Annotated in this window: 12 protein-coding genes, 1 tRNA gene and 1 pseudogene; 7 read left to right on the top strand and 7 right to left on the bottom strand. The window is 57.1% G+C overall.

Annotated elements, in window-relative coordinates; all coding sequences use genetic code 11:
* Positions 1-95: 95 nt before the first annotated feature.
* The 4 genes from ACS3WB_RS12080 to ACS3WB_RS12065 all read right to left on the bottom strand — a co-directional run bounded on the left by ACS3WB_RS12080 (position 96) and on the right by ACS3WB_RS12065 (position 3,671).
* Positions 96-1,025 (bottom strand): IS1595 family transposase, encoded by a 930-nt coding sequence (locus ACS3WB_RS12080; RefSeq protein WP_438275805.1) that lies wholly within the window; start codon positions 1,023-1,025, stop codon positions 96-98.
* Positions 1,026-1,049: 24 nt separating this feature from the next.
* A complete protein-coding gene (locus tag ACS3WB_RS12075; RefSeq protein ID WP_438275804.1) occupies positions 1,050-1,757 on the bottom strand; it encodes a hypothetical protein in 708 nt (235 codons plus the stop codon).
* Positions 1,758-1,832: 75 nt separating this feature from the next.
* On the bottom strand, positions 1,833-2,420 hold the full coding sequence (locus ACS3WB_RS12070) for a hypothetical protein (protein ID WP_438275803.1): 588 nt from the start codon (positions 2,418-2,420) through the stop codon (positions 1,833-1,835).
* Positions 2,421-2,816: 396 nt separating this feature from the next.
* Positions 2,817-3,671 carry a helix-turn-helix transcriptional regulator gene (locus ACS3WB_RS12065; RefSeq protein WP_438275802.1) on the bottom strand — a complete coding sequence of 285 codons (855 nt, stop codon included), beginning with the start codon at positions 3,669-3,671 and terminating at the stop codon, positions 2,817-2,819.
* Positions 3,672-4,709: 1,038 nt separating this feature from the next.
* Between ACS3WB_RS12065 and ACS3WB_RS12060 the strand changes: the two are divergent.
* Both ACS3WB_RS12060 and ACS3WB_RS12055 read left to right on the top strand, forming a co-directional pair.
* Positions 4,710-4,892: pseudogene (locus ACS3WB_RS12060) on the top strand (transposase); the annotation flags it as partial.
* Between the two features lie 941 nt (positions 4,893-5,833).
* Complete coding sequence (locus ACS3WB_RS12055; protein ID WP_438275801.1) at positions 5,834-6,076, top strand: hypothetical protein; 243 nt, start codon at positions 5,834-5,836, stop codon at positions 6,074-6,076.
* A 63-nt stretch (positions 6,077-6,139) separates the two neighbouring features.
* Here the strand turns inward: ACS3WB_RS12055 and ACS3WB_RS12050 are convergent, their stop codons facing one another.
* Together ACS3WB_RS12050 and ACS3WB_RS12045 are read right to left on the bottom strand one after the other, a co-directional pair.
* Positions 6,140-6,346: a hypothetical protein gene (locus ACS3WB_RS12050; protein ID WP_438275800.1), complete on the bottom strand. Its 207-nt coding sequence runs from the start codon at positions 6,344-6,346 to the stop codon at positions 6,140-6,142.
* Between the two features lie 341 nt (positions 6,347-6,687).
* The gene (locus ACS3WB_RS12045; RefSeq protein ID WP_438275799.1) at positions 6,688-7,467 is read right to left on the bottom strand and encodes an outer membrane protein; all 780 of its coding nucleotides are present in this window, start codon (positions 7,465-7,467) and stop codon (positions 6,688-6,690) included.
* Positions 7,468-8,235: 768 nt separating this feature from the next.
* Here ACS3WB_RS12045 and ACS3WB_RS12040 point away from each other — a divergent pair.
* Together ACS3WB_RS12040 and ACS3WB_RS12035 are read left to right on the top strand one after the other, a co-directional pair.
* Entirely contained in the window at positions 8,236-8,892 is a 657-nt protein-coding gene (locus ACS3WB_RS12040; RefSeq protein WP_438275798.1) for a glutathione S-transferase family protein, read from the top strand.
* A gap of 313 nt (positions 8,893-9,205) precedes the next feature.
* Complete coding sequence (locus ACS3WB_RS12035; protein WP_438275797.1) at positions 9,206-9,397, top strand: hypothetical protein; 192 nt, start codon at positions 9,206-9,208, stop codon at positions 9,395-9,397.
* Positions 9,398-9,851: 454 nt separating this feature from the next.
* On the opposite strand, the gene ACS3WB_RS12030 is transcribed toward ACS3WB_RS12035, so the two are convergent.
* Positions 9,852-9,928 (bottom strand) — tRNA-Arg (locus tag ACS3WB_RS12030).
* 224 nt (positions 9,929-10,152) lie between these two features.
* Between ACS3WB_RS12030 and ACS3WB_RS12025 the strand changes: the two genes are divergently transcribed.
* From ACS3WB_RS12025 to ACS3WB_RS12015, 3 genes are all read left to right on the top strand, one after another.
* Positions 10,153-10,743: a YidB family protein gene (locus ACS3WB_RS12025; RefSeq protein ID WP_438275796.1), complete on the top strand. Its 591-nt coding sequence runs from the start codon at positions 10,153-10,155 to the stop codon at positions 10,741-10,743.
* A 91-nt stretch (positions 10,744-10,834) separates the two neighbouring features.
* Positions 10,835-11,113 carry a GlsB/YeaQ/YmgE family stress response membrane protein gene (locus ACS3WB_RS12020; protein WP_438275795.1) on the top strand — a complete coding sequence of 93 codons (279 nt, stop codon included), beginning with the start codon at positions 10,835-10,837 and terminating at the stop codon, positions 11,111-11,113.
* Between the two features lie 75 nt (positions 11,114-11,188).
* Positions 11,189-11,974 (top strand): thermonuclease family protein, encoded by a 786-nt coding sequence (locus ACS3WB_RS12015; RefSeq protein ID WP_438275794.1) that lies wholly within the window; start codon positions 11,189-11,191, stop codon positions 11,972-11,974.
* Positions 11,975-12,082 lie beyond the last annotated feature (108 nt).

The following is a 12,082-nucleotide window of genomic DNA, read 5'->3' as shown; positions in this document are numbered from 1 at the left end:
CAATCACGCTAGCAACACCATCGGATGCTACTGTAACACATTATTTCTTGCTGCGACGTTTAGAAGGAAGCCGAAATTCTAGCTGCAAAGGAGCCTTAAGCTTCCTCGGCGCTATTAGTTGCTGCATATGTGAGCCGCTTACCGACAAAGCTTCTTAGCGCCAAATCCGCGCGCATTTCGTCGTCCACGCCAAGCTTTGCGCGGGTGTTCTGACGGAAATCAAATTCGGCCAGATACCGATCCAAATGCTTCTTATCGACATGCTGGTAGGTCCCAACAAGGCCGCGCTTCAGCACAGAAAAGAAGCCTTCCAGTTCGTTTGTTGAAACGTCGCCACGCGTCCATTCAAACTTAGAGTGATCGACAAACTCGTGCTTCGCAACGGGCGCATGCTTGTAGTGCTGTGCGCTATCGGTCATGAAGCGGCTATCTGGATGCACGTTCTGGCGTACCACGCTCATAACCATACGATGGTCAAGAAAGGTGGATCGGATAGCGCCGTCTCGTTCAACGAGACTGACAACAATCGGGTTATGAGTCTTACGTCGGAAGTTCTCAGAGCGCCGGGTTTTCTTCGAACGAGCCAATTCGGTTTCGTCCGCAACCACGGTCTTACCGGCACCACCAAGCGGACCGACATCCCCGCCGGGAGCCATGGCATGGCGGATTCGGTGACCGAGGAACCACGCGGTTTTCATGCCGCAGCCAAGCATCCGCTGAAGCTGGCGGGTCGAGATTCCCTTCTTAGAAGCGCACAATAAATGGATGGCTTGAAGCCAGAACCGAAGGGGGAGTTTCGACTCCTCGAAGATCGAGCCCATACGGACAGTGAAAGGCTTGCGGCACTCGTAGCACTTGCGCAGTCCAACGCGCGTGGTCTTACCCTGAAGACGGCCAATCTTCGCGCTATCAGCATTGCCACAGTGCGGGCAGACAGGGCCATTAGGCCAAAGTTGAGCTTCGACATACTCGAAAGCAGCATCTTCGTTATGAAATCGGACGTCTGAAAGAACTGAGTTGGCCATGACTTAATCTCCAATGGCCAGAATCTACATCATGTCGTTGGGTATGTAAAGTGAAACATCGCCAGAACACATTCCATAATGTTTCACGCCCAACTCATGCTGTGCGGGTGATTTGAAATCGACGGAATGAGCAACAGTGACTACGCGCGTTCCGATTGACAGTAACTGACTTTGATTGCTGATTCCGTACGGCTCCACATCCTTGATCGGTCGCATGAGGCGCATAATGGCCCAGTCATCGTCGGGCGAGTTCTTCGTCGGACACGAGAGGCCTATCCCTTCAAGCCCAGCGATGCCCATTTCACGAGTTTTGCCGCCAACGTTGATAATAAACTTGCAATCCTGCGCTCTCGCCATTGTTTGGCAGTTGGTGCCTTCAATGTTAATTAGGGAATGGCCTGCTGTTGTAATTAGATCGTGTTTATATGTCAGTTGGGCGCTACCTTTGTAGGTCTGGCGTCCATTCAAAAGCCTACAGTATAATTTGCCCGTTGCCGCATATCTGTTCTGACTGGCTTTGTCCAAACTTGCGACCGCAATGCGTGGCGGCGCTTCAAAGTAATCCGCCACCTTTACAAGGTATTTTGAAAATTCGTCGACAGAACGATCGATCCGATAATTGAACGTTTGCTCGGTAGCAGAAATCGGATTGTTGCACGCGAACAGCCAGAGAGGGACAACGAACGCGACTTTGAGAGTCTTTCTCTCAAAAGGGAACAAGACAAACATCATGACCAGTTTCTGTTGAGCCTAGAGTAAGACAACCCAAATGGGCCAGCTCGCATAAAAACAAAAAACCTGCGACCGCTATTTATCGTCCACGACAAGCGACGGCGCATCCACTACCAGCGCCTCGCACTGATAGTTCATCTTGTAGTCACTGACCGTTATACCTTTGTAGTTTGCCGAGCCGTTCAACACGTCCCACCGGTGAGGCCCAAGTGGCTCGGCTCTCTCGATGGTCAGCGACAGGCCGTCGGAAAATCCGACCGTGTCCCACTTCGTCGAAACATGCCTGTCGTCCTTCATCCGGGCTGGAGGGCCAGTTCGCCCCTTAGTCCAATCGGCGAGCTTCTTGGCTTCCTCCATAGTGATATTTGGATGATCATCACCAAGAGGCACGTCATCCATCATCAGGCCATCGGCCAGCGTCTTGTCTTTTCGGACGAGCTTAGCCGAGCGCAGGGTCAGAAGTTCGACGAAGAAATTGGGATTCATGTCCGGCGGAGGAGTCCCGTCAATCCTGCCGATGCAGAGCATCTCTTCCACGCAATAGATGCCGGGACCGCACTTTTTTGAAACGTCCTCGGCCGAAGCGCTCATAGCTGATAGGGACGACGCCAGAATGGAAACCGTAGTAATCGCAAGATGAAAGCTTAAGCTGACGCGACACATAATGGGCGACTCCGGAGTCCCGTTTGGTCAGAACGGCATCGTCCGACCAGCTCACGCTATCAAGATCCGCCTCGCCTAACCCCGAGTTCTTCCAGCTGTCATTCGACGTGCAAAATTTGAACGCCGAATAACATAAGTTCTCCATCCTGGCCTCTACTACGGGGCGATCTAGCGAGTGCTCAAAGCAAAGAACCGTTCGTCTCGATTGCGCATGACCCGAACGGGGCTAAGACGTCTGAAATTTGCTCTTGTGAGCTTACCGCGTCCTGGTAGCGGGCCGCTTTATGGGGGAAATCATTTTAAGCTCGATCTGACCCGCGTCTATCAATCACAATGAAACATTGGAGTGTGGCCGCTTAACGAGGAGTCGGCAAATGTCCTGCCGCCCCGACCCGCCTATCTCCGAGGGAAGCTTGCTAACAGTGCGACAAGCTCCGCCTGCCTATGGACACCTGTTTTCTGAAACACCATTTTCAGCTGGTTCTTGACGGTTGCGCGCGACGTATTCATGTGTCGCGCGATGTCCTCTGGACACTTCCCGTTGGCAACCAAAGCGGCCACGCGAGCTTCCGCCGAGGTCAACCCAAACACTTCCGATAACAACGCCGGCTCGATGCCAGGCCGCGGGCCGGTGGAACGAAAGATCAAGAGCGCTCGAGCCCCCAGAAACGGTGTGCGAGCCGCCCCGTGTATTGGAAGCGTGCAAACTATCAGCGGTGGTCTAACGGTTCGACGGATCACAATGGGGCTTGCGATGAAAGGAGCTGTATCAGGAGCCGTCGTGAGGTGATCCGCCAACTGAGCTAGACGGCGGCTACCGTCACGATCTTTTATGAATAGGCGTCCGTTCCGGAGATATAACTCATCGTCGAACAGCTTTTCAGCAGCTAGGTTCGACTCCAGCACCAACCCGTGCCGGCCGAGAGCAACAGCAGGCTCGCCGATGCTATCCAGTGCACTTGTGGCACTTGTCAGCGCAACACCGCCGATCATCGCGGAAAGCGTGGCGGCTTCGCTGAGGGGACGGGAAAGCAATCCAAGAACCTCCTTCTCCGATTGGGTGAAGGGGCCCTCCTTGACGGACCGCTGAATAGCCATCGCCCATAGCGTTGGACCAGCCCAAACCTTCACGCCGGCGAACCATGCGAGTCCGTGCTTCAGGTTGCATTCATTGTACAGGGGTTCTCTCGCGATCTCGTCCTTAGTCAGAATGTCCTGGTCGATGACAACGGAACGTCCCAACAATAACAACGGTGCGCCTCGCGCCGCACGTACGTCACGCGTGTGCCAACCGTTCCGGAAGTAGTCGTTGACGAAGTCGCGGAGTGAGTCGGTCCTGGGCACATCGGGCGTGCGGGCGTCAGCTTGAACCAGGAATGCGCCCGTCGCTCCCGCTGCTCTGCAAATGCGATCCATCACAGCCGGCCACTGTGCCGGGTCAAGGACGGCGTCTCCCAGATTGGAGAGGCCCTCTCTCAGGGATTGGTGGGCGCCGCCGCTGGATCCCATGGCGAAAAACCTATCACTATCTAGCGAAGGCTAATAACCCGTACGGTCTAGGGTTACCACAACCTGCGCCCCATGGGAACAGGCTGCAATGCTGACGATGATTCTGAACGGCAGAGCTAGGAGCGCGCGAGAACCCCGACTGGATGATACCAGATCGGTGGGAAATGCTGCTGCACGACGCGGCGCGATTCCTCGACCGATGTTCATCGACCAGCACCTGTAACGGGCTGGACGGAGCTTGATCTGTTCGGAGTTTACCCAACTCGGCCTCGATGTTATGAGCCTGCTGCTTCCATTGTAAGGCGGCGAGGTCATCGCGCTTACTACTGAGAGTGCATCGATAAGACGGCCCAGTGGAGCTGTCTTTGAGATTCTTCCGGCGACCCACCGCGGGCAGCGTCCTCTTGTCGGAGGTCACCATGTCTGAGTTCTCCATGCGCTCATCCCCTATGACAAGCGCATTGGCGCTATGTCGGCGGCGATCAATGGACCGTCAGCAGGTCGCGCTGGTGATGTTTCTAGATGGGGACGATCAGGTGCTATGCCGGTCTAGCGTCCGGATTCTTCCGAGGGAGGAGGCTATGTGATTCAAGTTTTCCATGATCGGGAGACTGAATGGCGAAGCAGGTTTATTGGCTAAGCGATGCGGAGTGGCGGCGGATTGAACCGTTGCACGCAGCCTGCTCGCGGCGGGATATCAACCCAAGAGGCTTTTCGCCGATCGCGCTCATGATGCCAGGAGTCTGAGAGAGGTACTCGCCGGACACCAGATCAAGACCCGTTATCCCGCCAAGCCCGACCCGCAAGCATCCTCATCGCTACAACAAAAATGCCTACAAGGGACGCAATGTCATCGAGAGGATGTTCTGCCGTCTCAAGAACTTCCGGCGCATCGCAACCCGTTATGACAAGCAGGCGGATACCTTCCTCTCCTCAATCCTCTTGGCCGCAACACTGACCTAGTGGAGGGCCGGAAGGTCTGATGAAGAGATCGCAACTTTGCGCGCGAGACCTTCACCCAAGCGCAGGTCCTTTGGCGAAGGTTCCAGCGTGTCTTTCATCTTGCGATAGCCGAGTACGCTCAGCCCGGTGGCCGGACGACTTCAGCTCCCTCGGATGCGGTAGTCTCAGCCGAGGCAAAGCCCAGGACGCGGCGCAAGCTGCGGGCACCCATGCTGAATGATTCTCCTTTGACTCTTGAAGATAAGAGTCGCTCTTCTCGTTAGGGTCCTGTCAGATGAGCGCGATTGCCCGCCAATTCTGAAGTTGCTCAGCCTCGACGGAGTAGCTATTTGGCTGTTCACCGAGTGTGATCTCGACGAAACGCCCATCACGCGCATGATCCGAAGCGAAGGCTCAATTCGCCATCATGTTCAACGAGCGTTTCGTCACCACATGATGGTTCACCTGCCTCAAACACAGAATTTTCGACGCTCCCCACCAGTCCCAAAGCCTCTCCTGCTTATATCCTTCATGGATCGTTCGATTTGAGCCCGGCCGAAGCCAAGGTCGCCCAAGGCCTCGTCGAGGGCCTTACACTCGAAGAGATCGCGGGCGACAACGAGCTTTCCCATAAGACAATCCATAAGCAGTTGAGAGTAGTCCTCGCGAGGACACAAGCAGCAATGCCGAACTCGTTGGACTTTTGGTGGACACCCAGATCCAGCCTCATGGATGGAAATAACCGCCTTTCGGCATAAGTCACCGGCTTCCTTGAACCGATCGAATTTTCGATATCCCATACCCCATTTGGGGCATGCCGTCGCCACGCAGCTCTTCTACAAATGCGCATGGGTTCCAATTGTCAGGAGTCAATTCTGAATGTGACTTAATCACTGTCTCGGAATCGAGCGGCGTGCGCCTGCGGCGAGCACGATGGCGACCCTCACCAGGGAACACCAGCAGTGTCCAATATCGAGCCTTTAATTTCCAAAGCTCTGCCGCTTATCGTCGGCGCGTTCTTTTCTATTGCGATCAGTGCGATGGCCCACGCTGACTACAATGCTCATGCCGGTACGCGCCCCGAAAGGCTTATGCGATGCAAAATGCTTGCCAGCCAACGCGGCCACACCGGCGCTGGGGGTGGGCTAGATCGACTCGCAAAAAAGCAATTTGTCCACGATTGCATGCATGGACGGCAGAAATAGGAAATGCCGCCGCTGGCGGCCCGTAACACCGGCGGTTTTGTTGTTTAGCTGGACCGTGGTGCCTCATTCGCGCTGCGCAACCGTTTCATCGTGAATTGGATCTTCCCGTCCGGTCGTTCGCGCCAACTTTCGACTGCGATCATGCACGCCGCTGCGCGCATCGATCGATAAACGCTCGAAGCTGCTCGACAGCGTCCGCCTCGCTAATGGCATCGACCACTGTTTCAAGCGTGATTGGGCGGAATCGGACCCGATCAACAGCGATGTCATCTTCAGGGATCATTGGCATAATTTTGAAATGCGACCTGGACACGACGATTGAGCCGCAGGCCGATTGCGACGAATATGCGGATGCTCGTCAGCACTGATCGTAACTATATGAATGCTGGGTAGAGGAAACCCGCTCGCTATCAGAGGCGCGCGCAACAAATCACGCGCGTCTCTGATAGCTCATGCGCATTTGGGTTAGATATTTTCAAAACGTCCGGCGAAGCCCTCCACTTCCGCCATAGTGACGTCTGCGAGGCCTGCCCCGCGCAACCCTTCAATAAAAAAGGGCCAGTCGCGAGACTGGCCCAAGGAGCATCCTGGAGATAATCAGTCTTCGTCTATCAGTACCTTGCGACAGTCGAGCCGCCCCAATTGAAACGATAGTTCACGCCCGCCTTGACGAGATCAATCGTTTCCGACGACCTAACAAAGTTGGTGGTCGCGCGGCTGGTATTGATCGCCACGTTGGTTGAGCCAAAATCGATGTGATTATACTCAATCTTAGCGGACCAATTGGGCGCGAAGCCCCATTCGACGCCGGCACCGGCCACCCAACCGCTGCGATCGGCACTAGAGGATGTGGTTTCAAACAACGTACCGTTTGCAAGAAAACCAGTGCCCCTTGAATTGCCCTGACCCCAGGCGCCGCCACCCTTCGCGTACAATAGCCAATTGCCAGCCGCATAACCTAGGCGGCCCGTAACCATCGCTATATCATTGATTTTATTAGTTGTTGTACTAACAAAACCGTTCACTGTGCTGACAGTGCTCGAGGTCCCACTCAGATCAGACCAAGTATATTCGCCTTCGATGCCGAGAACGAAGTTGTTGCTGGCTTGCCAATTATAGCCGCCTTGCACCCCGCCGAGGAACCCACTCGGATGATGTGCTGTAAAGGCGGTGCCGGTCGGAAATGCGTTGGTGCCCGGAGCGAGTTCTGTTGATCTTATGTCACCCCATCCGCCGCCGATGTGACCACCAATGTAGAACCCGGTCCAGTCATAGACTGCCGCAACGGGTGCGACGGGTGCCTTGGTGTAAGTCCGCGCTGCCAAATCAGCAGCGTTTGCAGCCGGCATTAGGGCAACCGTTGCAGCCGCTGCAAGTACTAGCTTTTTCATCGAGAATCCCCAAAAATTATCTGCTCAGGCAGCGTAAATAGCGGCGCGTAAACGGTCATAACCCAGACGGGCTATAAAGCGGCCGCACTTGGCAAAAATCGTGCATTGATGCAGAATTGCAACATTCTTGACCCTACGCGTTTAATTTGAGCGATCCGAGTTCGCCGCAAATGATTTCTCCCGCCTGAAATTTAAGACACGTGGAGGAGGGGTTTGCCGAGGTGGCGCTTGATCCATAGAGAGGGGGAGAAGCGCTAACATCGGTAGCAGCGCTAACGGAAAGCTTCGGCGATCCTGTTGTCAGCAAGTTCTAACACCTCACTCCCGAACGTGCCGACCACCGAAACCTTTTGGAAATTACTGACAGCTATTTTAAAGAGCGACTTTCGCGTCGACCTTGTATGTATCCTGCCGACATGGAAATCATCAAAGCTGACGTCCTTCCAAAGTCGGTCGAAGAAGCAGATTTTTCTTTCGGGATCGACAGCGTGTTTCTAGCCCCCTTCGATGCCACTCCATTACATGTCGAGCCGCGCCCGCGACGGGGGGATGGAGAACTATGGCGTAGACGTAGTGATCATCACTTTCGGTCGCGGTCCACCATCAAAGTTTAGCGTAGTCTGGCGCAGCGCCTGTTGTCATGGCGTAGAATTGGCGGCTCCATATCGCATGCTGGCCAATCTGGCAGGCTGCACGGGTGGAAAGCAGGCATTCAATATCTTTACCAAATGACCGCTTTGTGTGCGCCGCGCAACCCGGAGCCTTACGATGACCGTTACCATTACCGCCTTTGAACGGTCACCCGATGGCGGCGCGGGACTGGCGCGCGATACGCGCGTCCGCTGGGCGCTTGAAGAAGCGGGGCAGCATTACGAGGTTCGTCTCGTTTCGTTCAAGGCGATGAAGGAGCCAGCGCATGTCGCGCTTCATCCTTTCGGCCAGATTCCGACCTATGAGGAAGACGACCTTGCTTTGTTCGAGACAGGCGCGATCGTATTCCACATCGCCGAGCGCCATGCGGGACTGCTCCCGGACGATGCCAATGCGCGGGACCGCGCGATCGCGTGGATGTTCGCCGCGGTCAATACGGTGGAACCGCCGATCCTCGATCTCGTGATCGCGAAGATTGTGGAAGGTGACAAACCCTGGGCTAAGGACCGCCTACCGTTGGTCATGGATCGTATTCGCGAGCGGTTGAAGCAACTGTCCGCGCGTCTGGGCGATGCCGAATGGCTCGAAGGTGGGTTCAGCGCCGGCGATCTGATGATGGTGTCGGTGCTGCTGAGGCTGAAACCGTCGGGCCTCCTGAACGAATTTCCGAACCTGGCGGCCTATGTCGCACGCGGCGAGACGCGGCCCGCCTACAAGCGGGCTTTCGACGCGCAATTGGCAGTTTTCACCGGCAATCCACCGCCCGGCCGATAAAGGTCCGTTCAGGGTCGGGAGCGGAACTCTCTCTTTCGTGCGACGACCTGGATGATCATCGCTATCGGGCGCAGTCCGCCATAGCCTTTGTGTCACGCCAGTTCGCTTCGCTCTGGCCCCGACCGGGCGGACGGACCGGCGCGAGCGGAAGCCGGGCCTACCGCGCAGGAATTACCGTCGCACTCGTGACGTCGCTCCTGACGGCGTGGACCACAATTGTTCGCGACGATGGCATTGGCTTTTTCTGCTGATCATGGCGGCAGCGGTAGGCGGGTTCTCCGCTTGGTTTCGACTCGCTGGCATGGCCCGAGCCATGCTCGGCGCCGCGATCATGCAGGCATTGTTGGCTATAGCCATTGCGACTGCTCCGTCGAGCGCGAGCACACCGGATGGCTTGTTCAAGGCTTTGTTGTTCAGCGGCTTCTTCACAGCGCTGTGGCTGATTTCTGCGACTTTCTTCCGTGTCGCGACGAAAGCGGATCACAAGGCCGACGCGGCGCATTAGGCATTGCGGCTGCGCTGTGCAAGCGCACCGTCACCCCGTTTGCATGCTCGACCGGCGTCAGCCCGCAGCAATCGAAAGACCCGGCACCATCAGTCCCGAAGCTGTGACTGGCATGAGCCAGGATAGCGGCGTACCTATCCAGCGGGGGCGATCCTTAATCTCAGGAGACCCTAAATCATGCCACATGATTTCTGGCTCGTTGTCGGAGGCTTCCTCGCGGTTTTTCTGGTGCTGATCTTCAGCCTGGCTTATGGCAGCTACCAGACTAGCCGAAGCGATTGAGTCCAGCGAGAATCGAATTGTTTTGTGAGAGGGCCGGCGCGGGAACAACATTCCGCGTCATCGCCCGACGATAGTCACGCGAGCACTGGCCGCGATCGACGCAAGTAGCTATCGCGTGGGTGTTTTCGCGGCCCTTGATCCAGGTGGCCCGCAATCGGCGCCTGAAAAAAAATGGCGTCCCGGAAGGGAGTCGAACCCCTGACCCCAGGTTTAGGAAACCTGTGCTCTATCCAGCTGAGCTACCGGGACTGAATGCCACGCAAGTCCGGTACTTATCCGGTACTCAGGCGCATCGGGCAAGCCCCCAAGCACGCGCCGTGCCCTACCGAGGCGCCGCCATTCATGCCGCAGTCATTTTCGTTTCGATAGCAAAATGAAGCGGCGATGCTTCGTGCTCGCCCGCATGTGCCTTGTGACCGTCATGTGGCGGCATTATCTTCGGCCACGGGGCTGGAGCGGAACAGGAGACGATCATGGGTTTGCTCGACGTCCTCAACGGAATGCAGAACGGTCCCCGCGGTCCAAGTGAGCCCAGCGCTCCCGGTGCGCCAAGCGAAAGCGGCGGCGGCATGTCGCCGATGACATTGGCGATCCTTGCCCTGCTGGGCTACAAGGCGCTGAAGCATTTCACCGGAAACCATTCTGAAGCCACCCCGTCCGCGCCTCCGGCTCCCGTGCCGAGAAGCACGGTCAATGCCGGTCTGCCCGGCAGCGGAGGCGGCCTCGGTGACCTGCTCAAGGGCGGGCTTGGCGGGTTGCTGGCAGGCGGCGCGGCCGGAAGCGTTCTGAGCGGTGGTCTCGGCGATCTGCTTAATCAGCTTCAGCAGAAAGGGCATGGCGATACCGCAAATTCATGGGTCAGTCCGGGGCCCAACAAGCAAATCGCGCCACGCGACCTAGCCGACGCGTTGGGAGCCGACCAGATCAACGCCCTGACGGCGCAGACCGGCCTGTCGCGGGAGGAGCTGCTCACCGGTCTCAGTCAGCACCTGCCCCAGGTCGTCAACCATCTGACACCGGATGGGCGCCTCCCGACCGAGAGCGAACTGTCCCGGATGCTTTGATGGAATTGCCGACCGTTACGGAATCGGCCGGCTGACGGCCGACTTGCGGAACGTTTCAACGTCACGGTTATTCTGAGGAAGGACTTTCATCATGAGCGGCATTCTCTGGATTATTCTCGTCGGTTTCGTCGCAGGGATCATTGCACGGTTTCTGTCTCCCGGTCCGAACAAGCCGAGCGGATTCATCCTCACAACGGTGCTCGGGATTGCAGGCGCATTTCTCGCGACCTTCATCGGACAGTCGATCGGCCATTACGGCCCCAATCAGGGCGCCGGGTTCATTACGGCGACCATCGGCGCAATCATCGTGTTGTTCATCTGGAACAGGCTGGTCGCGGCGCGCGTCATCGCCGACCCCGGGTCGAAGTGAGGCAAGCGGCCCTCGGGCGATGTCCGAGGGCCAAAAGCGATCCGCGGTGCACGAGGCTGCCGATAAAGCTCGACGATGACGGCGCGCTTGTTTTGCACGCGCAACAGTCTGCTCGGAGCAATGCTCTGCGGAATGTTGTTCGGCGCGACCGCGCCATCGCTCGCGGCCGGATGCGAGTTCGACATCCAGGGTGAAGGCGTCGTAAGCGCCGTCGTCGACGCGCGGACACTCCGTCTCGAGGACGGCCGCGAGGTCCGCCTCGCCGGCGTTGAAATCGTTGCGGGAGAGCCGAAGGATCGCAAGTCCGTGTTCACGGCGCTGATCGGCCGGCATATGATCCTGCGCGGCGAACGTGACGATCCGGATCGCTACGGCCGGCAATCGGTTTTCTTATATTATCCCGAACCGTCCGCCGGTTCGGCGCAGCACGATCTGCTGGCGCGGGGCGAAGCGATCGCATCCGCCGACATCGTCGACAAAGCCTGCGCAACGGAACTGGCGGCCGCCGAGGCTGCGGCGCGGCAGACGCGGCGCGGAACCTGGGCGAATTCCTCTGTTGTGAAGAACGTTCAAAACCCCGGCGATATTTTGACCCGCGTCGGTCAATTCGCCGTCGTCGAGGGCAAAGTCGTGTCTGTCAGACACGCCGGCGGAACAGTCTATGTCAACTTCGGCCGACGCTGGACACGAGACTTCGCTGCGACTATTTCAAGGCGCATGGTACCGTATTTGGAGGCGGCGGGCATCGCGCCGTCCTCTCTGGAAAATCGCCGCGTGCGTATCCGCGGCTGGGTCGAACGGCGCGGCGGACCGCGGATCAATGTGCTCCGGGTCGGGCAGATCGAACTGATTGGCGACTAGAGCGGGGATGATAGAGAGAAAATGTGGCGCGGTTTTCCCGCCCGCATCCCGCTCTGGAATATTTGGAATCGATCACGTTCCTGATTTTTGATCGATTCGATCAAAATC

Source organism: Nitrobacter sp. (genome assembly GCF_051535215.1).
Lineage (GTDB): Bacteria > Pseudomonadota > Alphaproteobacteria > Rhizobiales > Xanthobacteraceae > Nitrobacter.
Note: the sequence above shows the minus strand (reverse complement) of the source record. Positions and strands in the feature narration are given on the sequence as shown.

Coding starts and splice junctions, on each gene's coding strand:
- ACS3WB_RS12075 (WP_438275804.1), bottom strand. CDS start 1,757: ATGATGTTTGTCTTGTTCCCTTTTGAGAGAAAGACTCTCAAAGTCGCG.
- ACS3WB_RS12035 (WP_438275797.1), top strand. CDS start 9,206: ATGCTCGGCGCCGCGATCATGCAGGCATTGTTGGCTATAGCCATTGCG.
- ACS3WB_RS12045 (WP_438275799.1), bottom strand. CDS start 7,467: ATGAAAAAGCTAGTACTTGCAGCGGCTGCAACGGTTGCCCTAATGCCG.
- ACS3WB_RS12040 (WP_438275798.1), top strand. CDS start 8,236: ATGACCGTTACCATTACCGCCTTTGAACGGTCACCCGATGGCGGCGCG.
- ACS3WB_RS12025 (WP_438275796.1), top strand. CDS start 10,153: ATGGGTTTGCTCGACGTCCTCAACGGAATGCAGAACGGTCCCCGCGGT.
- ACS3WB_RS12050 (WP_438275800.1), bottom strand. CDS start 6,346: ATGACATCGCTGTTGATCGGGTCCGATTCCGCCCAATCACGCTTGAAA.
- ACS3WB_RS12015 (WP_438275794.1), top strand. CDS start 11,189: ATGACGGCGCGCTTGTTTTGCACGCGCAACAGTCTGCTCGGAGCAATG.
- ACS3WB_RS12070 (WP_438275803.1), bottom strand. CDS start 2,420: ATGTGTCGCGTCAGCTTAAGCTTTCATCTTGCGATTACTACGGTTTCC.
- ACS3WB_RS12020 (WP_438275795.1), top strand. CDS start 10,835: ATGAGCGGCATTCTCTGGATTATTCTCGTCGGTTTCGTCGCAGGGATC.
- ACS3WB_RS12080 (WP_438275805.1), bottom strand. CDS start 1,025: ATGGCCAACTCAGTTCTTTCAGACGTCCGATTTCATAACGAAGATGCT.